Origin of the sequence: Pseudoalteromonas sp. SCSIO 43088 (genome assembly GCF_023650795.1) — a bacterium.
Classification (GTDB): Bacteria; Pseudomonadota; Gammaproteobacteria; order Enterobacterales; family Alteromonadaceae; genus Pseudoalteromonas; species Pseudoalteromonas shioyasakiensis.
The window spans coordinates 781,100-799,058 of sequence record NZ_CP072675.1 but is presented as its reverse complement, the minus strand read 5'-3'; the positions used below and the strand labels follow the sequence as shown (position 1 = coordinate 799,058).

Annotated in this window: 15 protein-coding genes; 11 read left to right on the top strand and 4 right to left on the bottom strand. The window is 42.2% G+C overall.

The genetic code is table 11. From position 1 onward, the window contains the following. From J8Z28_RS03665 to J8Z28_RS03625, 9 genes are all read left to right on the top strand, one after another. On the top strand, positions 1–714 hold the full coding sequence (locus J8Z28_RS03665; protein WP_054562741.1) for a YggS family pyridoxal phosphate-dependent enzyme: 714 nt from the start codon (positions 1–3) through the stop codon (positions 712–714). A gap of 17 nt (positions 715–731) precedes the next feature. Continuing rightward, positions 732–1,553 carry a pyrroline-5-carboxylate reductase gene (proC, locus tag J8Z28_RS03660; protein ID WP_054562742.1) on the top strand — a complete coding sequence of 274 codons (822 nt, stop codon included), beginning with the start codon at positions 732–734 and terminating at the stop codon, positions 1,551–1,553. Positions 1,554–1,576: 23 nt separating this feature from the next. Continuing rightward, positions 1,577–2,110 carry a YggT family protein gene (locus J8Z28_RS03655; RefSeq protein WP_054562743.1) on the top strand — a complete coding sequence of 178 codons (534 nt, stop codon included), beginning with the start codon at positions 1,577–1,579 and terminating at the stop codon, positions 2,108–2,110. Between the two features lie 58 nt (positions 2,111–2,168). Continuing rightward, complete coding sequence (locus tag J8Z28_RS03650; protein ID WP_054562744.1) at positions 2,169–2,609, top strand: DUF4426 domain-containing protein; 441 nt, start codon at positions 2,169–2,171, stop codon at positions 2,607–2,609. A 7-nt stretch (positions 2,610–2,616) separates the two neighbouring features. After that, entirely contained in the window at positions 2,617–3,216 is a 600-nt protein-coding gene (locus J8Z28_RS03645; RefSeq protein WP_058586594.1) for an XTP/dITP diphosphatase, read from the top strand. Beyond that, complete coding sequence (hemW, locus tag J8Z28_RS03640) at positions 3,213–4,346, top strand: radical SAM family heme chaperone HemW (RefSeq protein WP_055021187.1); 1,134 nt, start codon at positions 3,213–3,215, stop codon at positions 4,344–4,346. Before J8Z28_RS03645 ends, hemW begins: the two co-directional genes overlap by 4 nt. A gap of 40 nt (positions 4,347–4,386) precedes the next feature. Further along, the gene (locus J8Z28_RS03635; protein WP_054562747.1) at positions 4,387–6,222 is read left to right on the top strand and encodes a DUF885 domain-containing protein; all 1,836 of its coding nucleotides are present in this window, start codon (positions 4,387–4,389) and stop codon (positions 6,220–6,222) included. Positions 6,223–6,321: 99 nt separating this feature from the next. Further along, positions 6,322–7,005 (top strand): hypothetical protein, encoded by a 684-nt coding sequence (locus tag J8Z28_RS03630; protein WP_250659906.1) that lies wholly within the window; start codon positions 6,322–6,324, stop codon positions 7,003–7,005. A 4-nt stretch (positions 7,006–7,009) separates the two neighbouring features. Beyond that, positions 7,010–8,266: a lipopolysaccharide biosynthesis protein gene (locus J8Z28_RS03625; protein WP_250659905.1), complete on the top strand. Its 1,257-nt coding sequence runs from the start codon at positions 7,010–7,012 to the stop codon at positions 8,264–8,266. Here J8Z28_RS03625 and J8Z28_RS03620 read toward each other — a convergent pair. After that, on the bottom strand, positions 8,255–8,971 hold the full coding sequence (locus J8Z28_RS03620; RefSeq protein WP_054562750.1) for an SIMPL domain-containing protein: 717 nt from the start codon (positions 8,969–8,971) through the stop codon (positions 8,255–8,257). The genes J8Z28_RS03625 and J8Z28_RS03620 overlap by 12 nt on opposite strands. 169 nt (positions 8,972–9,140) lie before the next feature. Between J8Z28_RS03620 and J8Z28_RS03615 the strand changes: the two genes are divergently transcribed. Together J8Z28_RS03615 and J8Z28_RS03610 are read left to right on the top strand one after the other, a co-directional pair. After that, positions 9,141–11,810, top strand: a complete 2,670-nt coding sequence (locus tag J8Z28_RS03615; protein WP_055021208.1) for a bifunctional acetate--CoA ligase family protein/GNAT family N-acetyltransferase — start codon at positions 9,141–9,143, stop codon at positions 11,808–11,810. A 10-nt stretch (positions 11,811–11,820) separates the two neighbouring features. Further along, positions 11,821–12,774: an ion transporter gene (locus J8Z28_RS03610; RefSeq protein WP_250660373.1), complete on the top strand. Its 954-nt coding sequence runs from the start codon at positions 11,821–11,823 to the stop codon at positions 12,772–12,774. A gap of 22 nt (positions 12,775–12,796) precedes the next feature. Here J8Z28_RS03610 and J8Z28_RS03605 read toward each other — a convergent pair whose 3' ends face one another. Genes J8Z28_RS03605 through J8Z28_RS03595 form a run of 3 tightly spaced genes read right to left on the bottom strand, consistent with a single transcriptional unit; the run spans position 12,797 to position 17,946 of the window. Continuing rightward, positions 12,797–17,302 (bottom strand): EAL domain-containing protein, encoded by a 4,506-nt coding sequence (locus J8Z28_RS03605; protein ID WP_250659904.1) that lies wholly within the window; start codon positions 17,300–17,302, stop codon positions 12,797–12,799. A gap of 15 nt (positions 17,303–17,317) precedes the next feature. Continuing rightward, positions 17,318–17,743 (bottom strand): GNAT family N-acetyltransferase, encoded by a 426-nt coding sequence (locus J8Z28_RS03600; RefSeq protein ID WP_054562753.1) that lies wholly within the window; start codon positions 17,741–17,743, stop codon positions 17,318–17,320. Between the two features lie 2 nt (positions 17,744–17,745). Continuing rightward, complete coding sequence (locus J8Z28_RS03595) at positions 17,746–17,946, bottom strand: DUF3283 family protein (protein WP_054562754.1); 201 nt, start codon at positions 17,944–17,946, stop codon at positions 17,746–17,748. Positions 17,947–17,959: the final 13 nt, after the last annotated feature.

The window sequence follows — 17,959 nt, the reverse complement described above, 5'->3', positions numbered from 1 at the left end:
ATGACTCCACAACCAACTGATAATTATATGGTTACAATAGCAGAACGACTTACATCCGCCTACGCAAGAATTGCTCAAGCTGCAAAAAATAATCACCGCGATGAGCAATCAATCAACCTATTGGCTGTTTCAAAAACAAAACCTGCCGACGATATTATTGCTGCCTATAAGCATGGCCAACGCCAGTTTGGCGAATCATACGTTCAAGAAGCGGTAACAAAAGTCACAGCATTGGCTGATTATAAAGACATTGTTTGGCACTTTATCGGCCCTATTCAATCAAATAAAAGTGCCCAAGTAGCCACGCATTTTGATTGGGTACAAAGTGTTGACCGCACTAAAATTGCAAAACGTCTTAATGAGCAACGACCAGCCGACAAAGCTCCGCTCAATGTATTAATTCAAGTTAATATTAGTTTAGAAGAGGCTAAGTCAGGCTGCCACCCAGACGAGCTAATGGCATTGGCCGAATTCGTCAATCAATGTCCTAATTTATGCCTGCGCGGTGTGATGGCGATTCCTGCCAAAACCGATGATGCCCAGCTACAATTACAATATTTTGAGCAATTAAGCGCTTGCTTTGATAAACTAAAGGCCCAATATCCCCAAGTAGACACCTTGTCGATGGGTATGAGTAATGATGTTGAAGCGGCGATTGCAGCAGGTTCAACCATGGTACGCATTGGCACGGATATATTTGGCCAACGAAATTAGAAGGTGATAACAGACATATGTCAGACAAAAAAATCGCATTTATAGGCACGGGTAACATGAGCTACGCCATCATTGGCGGCATGGTAAAGAACGGTTTTGCAGCAAAAAACATCATTGCAACCAATCGCAACCAAGAAAAATTAGCTAAGGTTGCTGCTGATTTCGGGGTGCAAACTACCGCGGATAACAACGCGGCACTTCGCGATGCAGATGTGATTGTCTTATCTGTTAAACCACAAATGATGGGCGATCTTTGCCAATCATTCCAAGATTCAGGCGTTGATTTTAGCGACAAGCTATTTATTTCAGTGGCCGCTGGCCTTACCGTTAGCCGTTTACGTGAAATGCTAGGTCAAGATGTGAAAATGGTGCGTTGTATGCCAAATACACCATCATTACTAGGCCGTGGTGTTTCAGGTCTATACGGCGCGGATGAAACCGCTGAAGAGCACGAGTTTGTACAACAAGTTTTTGAGTGTACAGGCATTGTTGTTTGGGTTGAGCAAGAGTCACAAATCAACGACATCATTGCTGTTACAGGCTCATCACCTGCTTACTTCTTCTTATTTATGGAAGCTATTGAAGAAAAAGCGAAAGCACTTGGCTTTAGTGATGAAGATGCGCGCCGTTTAGTGCAACAAACCGCACTGGGAGCTGCCGAAATGGCTCTTTCGCAACCAGACATCAGTATTTCTCAGCTACGTGCAAACGTAACCTCTAAAGGGGGTACGACTCACGAAGCTGTTGAGCACCTTAAATCACAAGGTTTAGTCGGCACAGTTGCAGATGCAATGGATGCCTGTATTGCTCGCGCTGAAGCGATGGAAAAAGAACTTTAAGCTTACTTTTTGAAGGTAAAACTATGCAAGCCATGCACTTTTTAGTTGGGATTATTTTTGATCTCTTTTTAATGGTGGTCCTTTTACGCTTTTGGTTACAAGCGGCAAAAGCTGACTTTTACAACCCTATGAGCCAGTTTGTGGTGAAAGCCACTTCGTTCGCAGTGAACCCACTTCGTAAAATCATCCCAGGAGTGGGTGGCTTTGATATTGCTTCGTTAGTGCTTGCTTATTTAGTTGCTGTAGCAAAACTCAGTGTTATTTTTCTGATGTTTTATAACGCTTGGGCGCCAGGTCCGGTATTTATTCAAGCGTTAATTACGGTAGTTAAAGAAGGCCTAAACTTACTATTTTGGGTATTAATTATTCGTGCTTTACTAAGTTGGGTAAGCCAAGGCTATAACCCAATTGAGGCTGTATTCCACCAGCTAACTGAGCCGATGTTACGTCCCATTCGTAAGGTTATCCCACCACTAGGTGGTCTAGACCTATCAATCTTAGTGTTGATTATTGGTCTACAGTTTTTACAGTTTTTAGTAATGGATTTAATTGGCTAAGCGTTTAACGTTAAGCAGTAAGGGGCCGAAAGGCCTCTTTTGTTAAGTGAGATATACCATGAAGCAATTTATTTATTTTTCTTTGATTGTATTGAGTTTATTTACAACCTTTGCCAAAGCTGATGAACAAGCAGGCGCCCAGTACAAGGTTCTTGGCCCTTGGGAAGTTCATTACATTGCATTTCCATCGACTTTTATTCAGCCAAACATTGCTAAAAACTATGATTTAGAGCGTAGCCCTAGCAAAGGGATTATTAATATTTCGGTATTAAAAAACAGCGATAAAACAGCGCAGACTGCAACTTTAACTGGCACTGCACGTAACCTACTTGGTAATAAAAAGCAGCTTACATTTAAAGAAGTTGTGGAAGGCGATGCGATTTATTACCTCGCGCAAATCGATTACAGCAACGAAGAAATTTACCGTTTTGATATCGAAATTAATCAAAATGGCAAAGTACAAACGCTGAAGTTTCAGCAAAAATTTTACGTAGATTAATAGACCTATGAACAACACCTTGGTTTTAGCCACGGGTAACCCTGGCAAAGTAAAAGAGCTGGCAAGTATGCTCAGCCCACTTAATATTAACGTAGTTCCACAAAGCGATTTTCAAGTGCCAGACGTGCCAGAAACAGGCACCACATTTGTTGAAAACGCCATTATTAAAGCGCGCCATGCGGCAAAGATCACAGGCATGCCTGCGATTGCTGATGACTCAGGCCTTGAAGTAGACGGCCTAAATGGAGCACCTGGTGTGTACTCTGCACGTTTTGCCGGAGCGGGTGCCAGCGATCAAGATAATATCGACAAGCTACTAAAAGAGCTTGCTGATAACCCAGTTCGCAGTGCGCGTTTTTGGTGTGTGTTAGTATTAATGCGCCACGCCGACGACCCTACACCACTTATTTGTAGTGCCAGTTGGGAAGGTGAAATCACCCATAGCCAAGATGGTCAAGGTGGTTTTGGTTATGATCCTGTTTTTTACGTACCATCTGAGCAATGCACTAGCGCTCAGTTAACTAAAGAGCAAAAAAATGCCCTTAGCCATCGCGGCCAAGCTTTAAAACAACTACTTGCGCAATTGCAGCAAAAAGGCGGCCTGTGAGTTTACCGCCTTTAAGTTTATATGTGCACGTGCCTTGGTGCGTGCAAAAGTGCCCATACTGTGACTTTAATAGCCATGGCCAAAAAGGCACAATCCCCGAAAAAGAATACGTTCAGCATCTTATTGATGATCTCAAGGCCGATTTGCACTTAGTGCAAGGGCGTAAAATCCACAGCATTTTTATTGGCGGCGGCACCCCAAGCTTATTAACCGGTGACGCATATACTCGCCTACTTGGTGAAGTCGACAAATTAATTGGCCTAACTGATGACTGTGAAATTACCCTAGAGGCAAACCCAGGTACCGTCGAAACAGGCCGCTTTAAAGAATATGTTGCCGCTGGCATCAATCGTATTTCGATTGGTGTGCAAAGCATGCAAAACGACAAGCTAAAAGCCCTTGGCCGTATTCATGGTGCTGATGAAGCAAGTTATGCGGCTAAACAGGCGCATCAAGCAGGGCTAAACAGCTTTAACCTTGATTTAATGCATGGCTTACCAGGGCAATCTGTTGCAGACGCCTTAAGCGACCTTGAAAAAATTATCGCCCTTAATCCACCTCATATCTCGTGGTATCAGCTAACCATTGAGCCAAATACTCAGTTTGCTTCTAAGCCACCGACCTTACCTCATGACGACACCCTTTGGGATATTCAAGAACAAGGTCAAGCGTTACTCGCAGCAGCAGGTTATGAGCAATACGAGATCTCAGGCTACGCGAAGCCCGGCTACCAATGCCGTCATAACTTGAATTATTGGCGATTTGGCGATTATCTCGGTATCGGCTGCGGTGCCCATGGTAAAATTACTGATGAAAATAAACTCATCACCCGTACCGTGAAAGTAAAACACCCTCGAGGTTATATGGATCTTGCCAAACCGTATTTATACGAACAATGGCAAGTAGCAGAAGACGACTTAGCTTTTGAATTCTTTATGAATCGTTTTCGTTTAGTCGAACCCTGCCCCAAAGCTGATTTACCTTTGCTTACAAGTTTGTCACTGCAAAGTCAGGAACAAGCCTTGACTGATGCAATTGCAAAAGGCTTACTAATTGATGATAAAGATAACTGGCAGGTAAGCCCAAAAGGCCACCGCTTTTTAAATGACCTGCTAGAATTATTCGTTTAAGAATTATAATTAAATTTCTAACAACTACAAAGGAACGATAATGCGTAAACTGACCTTCATCGCTGCGGCGGTAAGTGTTGCATTACTTGGCGGCTGCCAACAAATGCAAGAGCAACCGAAGCCTGCACCAAGTGTACAAAGCCAACCTGTACAAAGTGAAATCGATAAAGCTAATGCCTTCTTCGAAGATACTTTTAACCGTGATGTAATGAAAAGCCCGATCTATCAAACATACATGGGCATCAAAAAAGATTACGACAAATGGGACGATGGCAGCGAAGAGCGCGTTTTAGAAGACTTTGAACAAACTAAAGCTGACCTAGTAGCGCTTAACGCAATTAACCGTGACCTATTAGATGACGCAACAAAAGTAAGCTACGACCTTAAAAAGCAAGATTTAGAAAACGAAATTGCTGATTTCAAATGGCGTCATTACAACTACCCTGTGAACCAAATGTTTGGTGTTCACTCGATGATCCCTGCGTTTTTAATCAACCAACATCAAATTGCCGATGTATCTGATGCTAAAGCGTATATCTCACGTTTAAATGGTGTTACAACGGTTATTGATCAGCTAATCAAAGACCTTGAAGTACGAGCAGATAAAGGCATTATCGCGCCTAAGTTTGTTTTCCCACACGTGATTGATTCAAGCAATAATATCTTACGCGGCGCACCATTCCATGATGGTGAAGACTCAACGTTACTTGCCGACTTTAAACGAAAAGTTAATGCATTAGAGATTGCCGATAGCGAAAAATCTGCACTTATCAGCGACGCTGAAAAAGCCTTAAAAGCAGCAGTAAAACCTTCTTACACTAAGCTAATTAACTTCTTAGCTCAGTTAGAAAAACGCGCTGATGACCGTGATGGTGCTTGGAAATTCCCTGACGGTGAAGCGTTCTACAATAATGCTTTAGCGCGTACCACAACGACTGATTTAACAGCGAAAGAAATCCACACAATTGGTTTAGCTGAAGTCGCGCGTATTCACGACGAAATGCGTGAAATTAAGGACAAAGTAGGCTTTAAAGGTGACCTTAAAGCATTCATGCAATTCATGAAAACTGATAAGCAGTTCTACTACCCTAACACGGCTGAAGGTAAACAACGTTACCTTGATGAGGCAACAGCGCTTATCGATAACATGAAATCTCGTCTAGACGAGCTATTCATTGTTAAGCCAAAAGCTGACCTTAAAGTGAAAGCTGTTGAAGCATTCCGTGAAAAAGCAGCAGGTAAAGCGTTCTACCAACAACCTGCGCCAGATGGTTCACGCCCAGGTATTTATTACGCAAACCTTTACGACATGGAAGCAATGCCAACATACCAAATGGAAGCACTTGCATACCACGAAGGTATTCCTGGTCACCACATGCAAATTGCTATCGCACAAGAGCTTGAAGATGTACCTAAGTTCCGTAAGTTTGGCGGCTACACAGCGTATGTTGAAGGCTGGGGTTTATACTCTGAGCTAGTACCAAAAGAAATGGGCTTATACGAAGACCCTTACTCAGATTTTGGTCGTCTTGCGATGGAATTATGGCGTGCATGTCGCCTAGTAGTAGATACAGGTATCCACGCTATGAAGTGGACACGTCAAGAAGGTATCGACTACTACGTAAATAACACACCAAATGCGACGTCTGATGGCGTTAAAATGGTTGAGCGTCACATTGTAATGCCTTCACAAGCAACGGCATACAAAGTGGGCATGCTGAAAATTTTAGAGCTTCGTGAAGCGGCTAAAGAAAAACTAGGCGATAAATTCGATATTCGTGAATTCCACGATGTAGTACTTAAAAATGGTGCAGTACCATTAAATGTACTAGAGAAGTTTGTTGACCAATGGGTTGCTAAAAAACAAGCAGCTTAACCTATAAAGACTTGAAAAAGGCCGCTCAGCGGCCTTTTTTATTTATTTAAACAACTAGTTGAGCTATAAATGTATAAATAATAAAAAACGAGTATCTCCATGCAAAGCGCGATTGAGCAATTGAACAGCCGGCTTCAACATCATCAGTTAAAAGAGCTCATTGCCGATTACCAAAGTTTATCGGGAGTGTTGCAAGCGGCACAATTACAGCACATTTATCAATTAGCTTGCAGTAGTGAAGTTAAATACTTGTTTTTACAAAATGTGGCAGCGCATTTACTCGAAGCAAGCCCGCTGCCAAGTGAAGCTGTAGCCTTAATTAATGATATCGATAAACTGAGCTTTTTCACGCCTGGTCTTAAGTTTCAAAATGCTTTTTGTGTAACAGACAGTCAGGGCAATACCTTACTTCATCATTTATTTACGCAGTGTCAGGCTGATAACCTACCCTTTAATTACTTGCGTTCGTTAATGTTATTTGAAAGCAACGAAAGCTTAGGCATAGCGTTAAAAACATTAAATAAACAGCAGCTCACTCCTATTGGTTGCTTTATAGCGCAAAACAGCACGACCCAAATGCTAGCCAAACATGAGTTCTCTGCGCTATTAGCCATGATGGAAGTCGACCAAAGCCACAGCCCTAGCGCAGTCAGCGCCTTAATAAATACCCTTAAGCAATTTTATGGTGCCAATCAACCAACGAGTAGCGACAGCAAAGTGCTGCTTTGCGCGGCCTATTTGCAAGTGCCAACGGCGCAGTTATTAAACGCGCTCAATCAATAACTTCATGAATAAGGACGTTGTTAAAGCGTTTTTATCGCTCAGTAGTTTTACCGCCCTTAACCATGGTAGCCGTATTGTGCTTACCTTGTGCCTTGCAAGGTTATTAAGTACTGATGAGTTTGGTACTTTCGCCGCGTTACTCGCACTGTGTGAAATTCTGTTATTACCCGCGAGTATGGGTTTTGCATCGTCTTTAATGCGTATTAGCTACCCACTCTACAAAGCTCAGCAACATGATTTACTACGTGGCTTAAAACATGTTTATTTAGCTGCATCGTGTTTATTCGGGGTGATTTTTGTCGCTGCTGTGGTGATTAGCTTTCAGGCTATTTCACCGCATCAAAGTGCTCAAGAGCATGTGGTTTATTTACTATTACTGGTGCCGATTGGCGCCATTATGCAAAGCCAATCGGCTTTTTTAGTGGCTTTGAATAAACCAAAAATTGGCCTGATAACGCAGCAGTGTATTTTTGAATTGCTAACCGCGGGGTTTTGCTTTTTCGTGTACTTGATACGTGGCGATTTATCTTTAGTCGAGATTTGTATCTTGTTGTTTTGTAGCATCTTGTGCGTAGTCATTTATCAATATTGGTTAATCAAAAAAATGATCGTCGCAAGCACTGCCCGCTACCAAACCAAGCAATGGTGTAAAGACTCCTTGATCATGCTCGCCAGTGGCGCAGGCACCGTATTAGTAGCAAAACTCGATGTATTACTGGTGCATCACTGGTTTGGTGCACAAGGCGTGAGTATCTTCTTTCCTGCGGTAGTGATTGCTGGCTTACTGACTATTTTAGGCAATGCCGCCAACCAATATTTAAAACCCATTTTAATGGCAGATGAAACGACCGAGCAGCAACTTAGCGAATTAATGAAAGTGGTATGGCGTTTTAACTTTGCCGCTATTTTGCTACTTGCCCTGCTCGCAAAGCCACTACTCACTCTCTATGGCGAAAGCCAATTGCAGGAAGGGTTTTGGATTTTAATGCTGCTGTTACTCGGGCAACTGTTATTACCAGCAAGAATTTTAGCCAGTAGCATGATCAAGTTAAAAGGGAACCCGCTTATTAACTTGTACGTATTACTTGGCGCAACCAGTGTCACGGTTTTAATGGCAGTACTGTTAAAAGATCAGTTTGGCTTATTGGGGGTGGCTGTGGCATTTAGTGGCGGCTTTATGCTCGGTGCGCTTTGCCGCATGGTAATTGTATGCACACGCATGCGGCTGCCTTTATCTGTGGTATTGGGTTTAGTCAGATAGATAATATTCAACACTGGTAACAACACGCACTTTTTTCAGCTGAGGTGTGTTTGAATCTCTATCAGAAATTGAAAACTGCCCCTGACGCGCAGTTTTAATTTTACCTAATTTAGATTGTGAATCTTTGGCAAATTTCATTGCCACTTCACGGGCTTTTTCGGTTGCTTCTTGAATCATATTTGGCTTAATTTCATTTAAGCCATTAAATAAATATTGAATACGCGTTTCGTAATTGTCTTGTACTATAGCAATGCCTTGCTTGGCTAATTGGCTTACTGCGCCTAAGGCATGTTGCACTTTTTCGATGTCATTTGAATAAACAATGACATTATTACGGGCAATATAACGAAACTGTTGATTTTCGCCGCCATATTCGCGGGCTTGTTTATCAATAATTGACTGACTACCAAGACTAATTTCTTCATCACTAAAGCCATGTAGCTTTAAAAAGGCGACGACTGCATCGCTTTTCTCTTCAACCCGACCCACTAATTTTTCAAGGTTGTTATCGGCATCAGAAAACTGCAATGGCCAAATTACGGTGTCGGCAGGCACTTCCATTTCAGCTAACCCTTTAACGTGAACAGTGCGCTCCATGCCTTTCACATCAAGGGCTGCACTTTTCAAAATAAAACCTAATCCGAGCAAACCAACCGCCAATGCACACGCTGCAATAACGATATTAAATGGTTGCGCTTTATTCATGCTTTTCTCCTTGATGTAGGTCACTGTTTTTGACTCGAAAAGTAGTTATAAACAGGTTATCTTATGAGTATAACTTTTAATACTTTAGAAGCGTGTCGGTTCTAGTTTGGGTGTATTAAACTTAACAGACCCTGAAGTTTTAACAAACAGCGCAAGCGAAGGAAACAGCATGAGCGTTAAACGTATTAGCCAATTTTTTAACCCTAAATCAGTCGCGGTCATTGGCGCCTCAAATTCCCCTAACCGAGCGGGGTTTGTGGTTATGCGCAACCTTTTACAAGGGGGCTTTAAAGGCCCAATCATGCCTGTTAGTTTAAATCACAGCGCTGTACACGGCGTACTAGCCTACCCGAGCATTGCTGCACTACCCAAAGTGCCTGATCTTGCGGTTATTTGTACTAATAAAAACACCTTAATCAACATCATTAACGAGCTTGGGGAGCTTGGCTGTAAACATGCAGTGGTGATTGCAGCCGGCTTAAACGCCGACCAAAAGTACGCATTAAAAGAAGCAGCTGCTGAGGCAAATGTCTCTTTACTTGGGCCTAATTGTTTGGGCTTACTTATTCCTCATATTGGCTTAAATGCTAGTTTTTCGCATACAGTTGCAAGCCCCGGAAAGCTCGCCTTTGTATCGCAATCAGCGGCTGTTTGCTCAACCATTCTTGATTGGGCGAAGAACAAAGAGATTGGCTTTTCATATTTTGTGTCTGTAGGTGATTGCCTTGATATCGACTTTGATGAGTTACTCGACTTTTTAGGTCGCGATGCTAAAACCAAGGCTATCTTGTTGTATATCGATAATATTGAAGATATTCGCAGCTTTATTTCCGCAGCGCGAGCTGCTGCGTTTAGCAAACCTGTCATTGCCATTAAAACCGGTAAAACCAGCGCCGGTGCCCTTGCTGCAGAAATACACACTGGTGGCAAACAAAGCTCTGATGCGGTCTATGATGCGTTGTTTCAGCGAGCGGGTATGCTAAGGGTAAACGACTTACGAGAGCTTTTTGCAGCAACACAAACGCTGGCAATGCACCCCAAACTACTTAAAGTCGAACAACTGACTATTTTAACCAATGGCGGCGGCCCAGGTGTTATGGCTGTGGATACGCTCTTGCAAAGCTCAGGAAAACTAGCAGAGCTTAGCGACGAGACCAGAGCTGCGCTTAATAAAGTGATTCCGCAATCAGAAATGACCTCGAATCCGGTCGATATTTTTGGTGACTCAGCACCAAGACGCTATCAACAAGCCTTAGAAATTTTGCTGCAAGCCAAAGAAGTTAAAAACCTGCTGATCATTCATACCCCTTCTGCGCTTGCACCGAGTGAAGACTATGCTGAGATCATTGTCGAAACCTTAGAGAAAATCCCGAAGATGGCTCGCCCTTATGTTATGACAAACTTTATGGGTGAAGATGCCGCGTATACCGCGCGAAAGGTCTGCGCTAATAATGCCATTCCGACCTACCGTACACCTGAAGGTGCGGTTGGTGCCTTTATGCACTTGGTAAGTTATCGCCGTAACCAAAAACATTTAACGCAAACGCCAGAATCGAACACCGATGATGCAAAGATAAATAAAGACGCAGCACGCACAGTCGTAAATGAGTTTTTAGCCGAAGAGCAAAGCTATTTATCAACCCATGAAGCAAGCCAAATACTCACTCATTATGGTATTGATTGTATTCAAACTGAGGTTGCTTACACACCAACAGAAGCCAAAGAGCAAGCCATTGAGCTAGGTTTTCCTGTAGCGTTAAAACTAATAAGCCCAAGTATTCCTTCTAAATCAGAAGTCGGTGGTGTGGTCCTTAATTTAAATGATGCGCAAGAAGTTGAGCAAACAGCTTTTGCCATGCTGCTACGAATCAAAAACACCTACCCTGATGCGCATATAGAAGGTTTTTCACTGCAAAAGATGGCGCCACGAGCAGGTGCTAATGAGCTACGAATCGCTATTAAAACAGAGCCTAACTTTGGCCCGGTGATCTTACTGGGTGAAGCAGGCACCGGACTTGAATTCGCTCAAGCTGCAGTGGCATTACCACCACTGAATATGAACTTGGCAAAATACCTAATTGCTGCGGCGCACGATAAAGGCGTACTTAAAGACCGCGTACTACCAGAAAAAGTCGACAAATACCGTTTATGTGCCCTACTCACCCGTATCTCGCAGCTTGTTATCGATCAACCTGATATTACCAGTGTTGAGCTAAACCCAATTTTAGCCAGCAACGGGCAGTTTTTAGTCCTTGATGCGACTATCGGCCTTAGCCGTTATAAAGCAAAAGCGAACCGTAAACGCTTGTGTATTCGCCCCTACCCGATTGAATTAGTTAAAGAAGTAACCCTTAAAAACAATACCCAAGCACAGCTAAGACCAATTAAACCGGAAGATGAGCAAGCTCACTTAGAGTTTGATCAATCATTAAGTAAAGAAGACAGATATAAACGCTTCTTCGGTGAATTACCGCAATTTAACCATGATCAGCTCGCGAAAATGACGCAAATTGATTATGACCGAGAAATGGCGTTTATTGTCAGCCAAGAGCAAAATGGTTCAGCCTGTACATTAGGGGTGTCTCGTGTACTTATGGATCCAGACAAACTCGATGCTGAGTTTGCAATTGTGGTGCGCTCTGATTGCCAAGGTTTAGGGCTTGGCACAATATTAATGAATGCGGCAATTGAGCATTGTAAAAACCAAGGCGTAAAACAAATTGCTGGTATTACCTTGCCAGAAAACACCGGCATGATTGAACTGGCACGAAAACTCGGGTTTAAGATCACCCGCGACTTTGAAGAAGGCAGCATTAATATGGTGCTAAAACTTAACTAAAAACTGGATCATTATTTTGCATCGTTTAAGAAATTACACTGCACGAGTTTTTGAAGGTAACGGTAAATATCGACGTATAGGACGAGCTCTCGACGTGTTTTTAATGTCGTTGATCATGATTAATGTGGTGGCGATTGTGTTGGAGTCAGTCGGCCCTTTAGCAAAGCAATATCATCACGAATTTTTAATGATCGAGCTGATTTCTGTCGGTATCTTTACCTTAGAATATGTGCTCAGGCTTTGGTGCTGTGTTGATAAAAGCGTGCATAAAGAAAGCCCGTTAACAAATTCAAAAATTCGTATTAAGTATTTCTTTTCGCCTATGGCGCTCATTGATCTTATCGCGATTTTACCCACCATTCTGATGGTCTTTGTGAGTGTTGATTTACGCTTCTTACGAGTGCTTAGGTTAATGCGTATCTTCAAGCTGACACGCTATTCAAGGGCGATGCAACTGTTATTAAACTCGTTCAAAGAAGAAAGCAGCTCACTGCTTGCGGCATTTTTTATAATGGCGGTAGTGCTGATCATTGCATCATGCGGTATTTATTTAATAGAACACGATGTACAGCCCGATAAATTTGGCTCTATCCCTGCTGCAATGTGGTGGGCAATGGTGACATTAACAACCGTTGGTTATGGCGATGTCGTGCCTGTGACTCCTCTTGGTCGTTTATTTGGTGGTGCTATAACACTGGTAAGTATGGGCATGGTGGCTATTCCAACTGGTTTGTTAGCCTCAAGCTTTTCTGAGCAGTTACGTAAACGCAGACAAGTGTTTACCGATGCAGTGCATGAAGCCGTTGAAGATGGGCAATTATCGCCTGTTGAAGAAGAGCACTTAGAAAACTTACGGTATAAACTGGGTTTAAGTCAGCAAGAGGCGAATAAAGCGATTCATAACGAGCTTAAAAACCGCAATCGCAATCTGTATTGCCGCCACTGTGGTAAACGCCAAGATTAACGAAAAGGGTAAAGTTTTCGCTTTACCCTGAAAATTCATCATCCCACTGGGTATCTAAAAGCGCTTTCACCTCATCACCTGCCACAGGCTTGCTAAACAGGTAACCTTGGAAATACTCACAGCCTAAAGAGCGTAAGAATTGCAATTGGATGCGGTTCTCAACCCCTTCTGCTACACACTCTTTACCCAAGCTTTTTGCCAGAGTAAGCGTTGAATTGATAATCGCTTCATCACCTTTATCAATACCAATGTCATTAACAAAGCTTTTGTCTATTTTAAGCACATCAACCGGAAAACGTTTTAAGTAGGTCAGTGACGCATAACCCGTTCCAAAGTCATCCATATAAATACGACAGCCTAAGGCTTTGAGTTTTTCCATACTTTGCTGCGCTTTATCAGAGTCATGCATCATCACTGATTCGGTGATTTCAAATACTAGCGCGCTCGCAGGAACTTTAATTGCGCTTATTGATTGATGTATTTTCTCAACCAGATTTTCGCTTTCAAAATCTAGGGCTGAGAGATTAATAGAAATATATAAATCAGGATGCGTGGTACGCCATTGGCGCAGCTCAATCAATGCTCTTGATAAAGTCTGCAGCATAATTTTGGTAATTAGCCCGGAGCTTTCTGCTGCATTTGCAAAGTCTTCTGGTTTATATTCATCATTACTCGGCCAACGTAACAACACTTCAAGCCCCGCCACTTGGCGAGTCTCTGCGCTCACGATTGGCTGATAAAAATTACAAAACTCATGTTCTTGGTAAGCTTTACTTAACTGTGATTCAAGATGCAAAGTACGCTGCACTTGTAAGTTCATTTCTTGCTTATAGAACTGATAACAGCCTTCGACATGACTTTTCGCGTGGTACAGTGCCACATTAGAGGCTTTTAATAAGGCTTTGGTGTCCTTTGCATCATCAGGGTAAACAGCAACACCAACACTAAGGTTCACTTTTACAGCTTGCTGGCTAAGTTCAATATGGGTATCGACACAATCCATCACTTTTGCACATAACAGCAGTAACTCATCAAGCTGTTTAAAATCTTCGGCAAGGATCACAAACTCGTCACCATCGAAACGAGCCACGCTATCTTGTGGACGCAACACGTGTTTTAAACGCTTAGCAACACGCTTAATTAATTCATCAGACTCTTCACGGCCTAGCGAATCATTAAAGTGCTTAAAGCGCTTAATATTAACGTTTAATAACGCCACTTTTGTTTGATGGTAATCAGCTTGTTCAATAGCGTGAACGACTCGGTCGTTGAACAAGGTTTTATTTGGCAGCCCCGTCAAAGCATCGTAGTTGGCCAGTAGATGCAGCTCGTTTTCAGCCAGCTTTTGCGCGCTAATATCAGTAACTATAATCACATAGCTATCAAGTTGGCGATTATTGCCTGCAACCGCACTTATTTTTATTAATACTTGGCGCTTTTCACCGCCAGCAACTTCAACAACATCTTCGGCTGAAAAGTGCTCACCCGACTCAAGCTTTTGCATAATGCGTAAGTAATGAATACGGGTAGATATAGGCATACCAAGTGTGAGCGAGCGACTAGAGCGAGGCTCTGCTGGAAAACCAAAGGCATCTTGGAATGACTTATTGGTAGCGCGAATACGCAGATTCTTATCTAAGATAAACACCCAGTCGCGAGTTTGCTCAAATGCTGCACCAAACAAGCGGGCATTTTCTTCAAATACCAGTTCACGGGTCATATTTGTGTAGGTGCCCGCTACTTTTTCAGGAGCGCTGTCTTGCCACTCAACCACTTTGCCAAAGTCTTTATACCAGCGCCAATTACCATCAGCATGACGTAGTCTGTAAGTGCAATTGAAATAGCCTTTTTGTGTAGATAAAAACTCTAACCACTCTAACCTGAAAGTTTGTTTATCATGTGGGTGAATCTTTGCTAAATAATCATCTAAATTAACGCTGTCTGTTTCATAGCCTAATTCATTTTTAAGACGCGGTTGATAAATAATCGGGCTTTGCGATGACCAATCCCATACTCCAGAATGGCTGCCTTCAAGAGCAAGTTTTAAGCGTGCTTCACTCTCTTTACTTTCTTTATGGGCGGCTAGCAGTATTTGTTGCATACGGTTACGCCTAAACACCCAAGCAGCAACAAACAGTGCAACCAAAATCACATATAAAACAATAAAGTGTGGTGCACGCCAAGGGGGGTATTTCACTTCGATATTTAAAATTGCCGGCGGCGTTAACTCTCCGGTTAATGGATCTTTTGCCCATACCTTAAGGTGGTATTTTCCTGCACTGAGTTTTGGGAAGAGTACTCGGTTGTTATTGCGGGTATAAGTTTTTTGACCATCACCTAGCTGGTATTCATAAATGATACGTTCTTGATAGTTAAATGCCATCGCAGAAAAGGCAACTTCAAGGCCTATATCATCATGCTCAAGGACGACACTATCGATAGGCTGTTTTAGCTCAGCGGGTAAATCACGAGACATCAAATCAAGGTTGGTAATATTTACGTGATCAATTAAAGCTTGCTGATAGTGGTTATCCATAGGGTAAAAATAGGTAAAGCCTTTTAGCGTACCATAGACAATTTGCCCTGACTCAAGCTTAGTAAATGCACCACTATTAAACTCGGTTGAGAATAACCCTTCTGAGCCAGTAAATTGCTGAAAATGTAAATTATCTGGGTTCAGTCGCCAAAGTCCTTTGTGGCTACTCATCCATATCATACCTGCTTCATCAAGCACCATGTCGTATAACAAAGTACCTAACTTATTTTTCTCAAGGTCGATGGTATAAATATGCTCGTAAGTGCTGGCATCTAAGCCGATTAGGCCAAAGTTTGAAAGCGATAACCACAACACATTGTTATTATCTATGATGTAAGACATCACATTCACAGCAACATTTTCATGTTGTTCAGGCACTTTATATATCGTCGAGAGCTCGTATGTATCAGGGTCAACTTGATACAGAATACCCGCATTATAAAATAATGGCGCTTCTGGATTTGACGACAACGCAGGTAAAAATCCGTAGGCTAAAAACGGCTCAAACTCATCAAACTTGCCGCCTAGTCGGGTCACTTTTTGGCTATCGATATTATAAACAAACATGCCGTAATCAGGGTGAACATAGTAAAGATCCCCCGATGGCATCAACAATATGCCATGCACCCAATCGTTAATTAAAACCTGGTTCTCGGGATTTGCAGCTTTGACTGGGGAGGCCTGCCCGGTTTTCGGATCAAAGCTTAAAATACCGCGATTAGTGTGCAGCCATAACTTATCTTTGTAGGGCATGATTTGGTAAATACTGAATTCAGTAGTAATCAGGTCAACCTGATAATCTTTTAAAAACACTTCACTTTCGTAGGTTTCTAAATCAACCGCTGTTAAACCATTATGGGTGGCAAGCCAGAGACGATTTTGAAACTCAGTGATACTCCAAATTGAATGATGAGATAGCCCATCGCCTGTTAATGAGTTGGCTGTTACATTGATAAAATTGTAATTGTCGTATGACTGATAAAACGCCCCATCATTTTTGGTTGCCAGCCACATTCCACCTGAGCGGTCTTTCACAATATCAATAATGCTGGTGGCAGCTAGTGTGTAACCACTTTCCTTTAGGCGCATATTCTTAGCTAACTCACCCGTGTCAAGGTTATATTCAAATAACCCTTTGTCAGTGCCAAGCGTAATAGAGTTAGCCTCTGGAATAATTTTCCAAATATTTAATTCACTGATGAGTGTTTTATTTTTGAAGGCGATATCAGGGGTATCAAACATTGCTTTTAAATTGCTAATATCAACCTGATAAAGGCCTCTAACAGCCCCCACTAGCAATGTTTGTTCATTGATAATAGCGAACGATTTCACATAATTTTGATAAATATGACTTGGCTCATTTTGGAGATGTTCAAGTTTACGGACTTTTCCTGATGCCAACTCATACACATAAGCACCATTACTAGTGCCCATAAAAATATAACCTTGGTACGCGAAAAGCTCTCGAATAACGCTGCTTTTAACCCGCTCAGGAATTTCAAAAATAGAGGTGATTTTTTTCGTTTCTAAGTCTAGTTTGGCAAAATCCCAGCCTAGCCCTAGCCAAAGTGTTTTGTCATCAACAGCTACCATGCTAAACACCGACTCAATAAAAATTTGCTCTTCAGTGGTTGGTTTAGCAATAAACTGCTGATAAGTATCGGAAGTGGGATCATAGCGGAATAAACCCGCTTGTAGTGAAGCTATCCAGATATAGCCTTGTGGATCTTGGTAAATACGGTCAATGATGGCATCTTCAAGCTCACCATTAGGGCCTTTGATATGAACCACCTGATAACCATCGTAGCGATTGAGGCCACCTTCAGTCGATAACCACAAGTAGCCACTGTTATCGATAAGCATAGTGTTTACATAACTTTGCGATAAGCCTTCACTGGTTGATAAACGTTTTACCTGAGAGATAGCGGGATGGCTAAACAAGCCACAGGTCAAAATAAAAAATAACGCTATACTGGAGAAGAACTTAGTCATTGACGTTCCAAATTGCTAACTTGGCACTGTGTCACGCGTAAAGTGCATCGCAACTACGTTTCGATGCGCATATACCTCAAACAACGATTGCAAAGAATTGGGTAATGTTAATGCATAGTTAAACCCATTTTGTAGATAAAAATCAATCAGATTTTGGTACACGAAGGTAAAAACTGTCCCTTTTTGTGCGGCGGTGACAGCCGCAAGTAATTGTGAAGCTATTTTTTGACCCCGCCATACTTCATCAACATAAAGGGTAGACAAAAATAACAGCCCAGCTTGGTTTTGAACTCGGCAAGCGGCAATTATTTCTGTTTCTTTGTAAGCAACCCATACTTGGTCAGCTTTGCTCGCTCGGCCGCGAGCCTTGTGTTTATCATAAAATTTGTTTACTAACGGCGTTTTAATTGGCTCAAGTAAACAAAATCTAAACGCAGCCATGGTTAGCTCATAAGCGAAAGGTAATGCTCAAACTGCTGCTTTAAGAACGCTTGCTCAGATATTGGACGACTATTTATTGCAGTGTAAACACCTTCGCGGGTGTTCTTACCACGCTTTATTTGATAAGCCCAAAAAGACGCTTCGTAATCCAATTGAATTTGATATTTTTGCTCTCGTGGCAATTTACATAGATTGAAACTCATACTTTCTCAGCAA

Coding starts and splice junctions, on each gene's coding strand:
- J8Z28_RS03665 (WP_054562741.1), top strand. CDS start 1: ATGACTCCACAACCAACTGATAATTATATGGTTACAATAGCAGAACGA.
- proC (WP_054562742.1), top strand. CDS start 732: ATGTCAGACAAAAAAATCGCATTTATAGGCACGGGTAACATGAGCTAC.
- J8Z28_RS03655 (WP_054562743.1), top strand. CDS start 1,577: ATGCAAGCCATGCACTTTTTAGTTGGGATTATTTTTGATCTCTTTTTA.
- J8Z28_RS03650 (WP_054562744.1), top strand. CDS start 2,169: ATGAAGCAATTTATTTATTTTTCTTTGATTGTATTGAGTTTATTTACA.
- J8Z28_RS03645 (WP_058586594.1), top strand. CDS start 2,617: ATGAACAACACCTTGGTTTTAGCCACGGGTAACCCTGGCAAAGTAAAA.
- J8Z28_RS03635 (WP_054562747.1), top strand. CDS start 4,387: ATGCGTAAACTGACCTTCATCGCTGCGGCGGTAAGTGTTGCATTACTT.
- J8Z28_RS03630 (WP_250659906.1), top strand. CDS start 6,322: ATGCAAAGCGCGATTGAGCAATTGAACAGCCGGCTTCAACATCATCAG.
- J8Z28_RS03625 (WP_250659905.1), top strand. CDS start 7,010: ATGAATAAGGACGTTGTTAAAGCGTTTTTATCGCTCAGTAGTTTTACC.
- J8Z28_RS03620 (WP_054562750.1), bottom strand. CDS start 8,971: ATGAATAAAGCGCAACCATTTAATATCGTTATTGCAGCGTGTGCATTG.
- J8Z28_RS03615 (WP_055021208.1), top strand. CDS start 9,141: ATGAGCGTTAAACGTATTAGCCAATTTTTTAACCCTAAATCAGTCGCG.
- J8Z28_RS03605 (WP_250659904.1), bottom strand. CDS start 17,302: ATGACTAAGTTCTTCTCCAGTATAGCGTTATTTTTTATTTTGACCTGT.
- J8Z28_RS03600 (WP_054562753.1), bottom strand. CDS start 17,743: ATGGCTGCGTTTAGATTTTGTTTACTTGAGCCAATTAAAACGCCGTTA.
- J8Z28_RS03595 (WP_054562754.1), bottom strand. CDS start 17,946: ATGAGTTTCAATCTATGTAAATTGCCACGAGAGCAAAAATATCAAATT.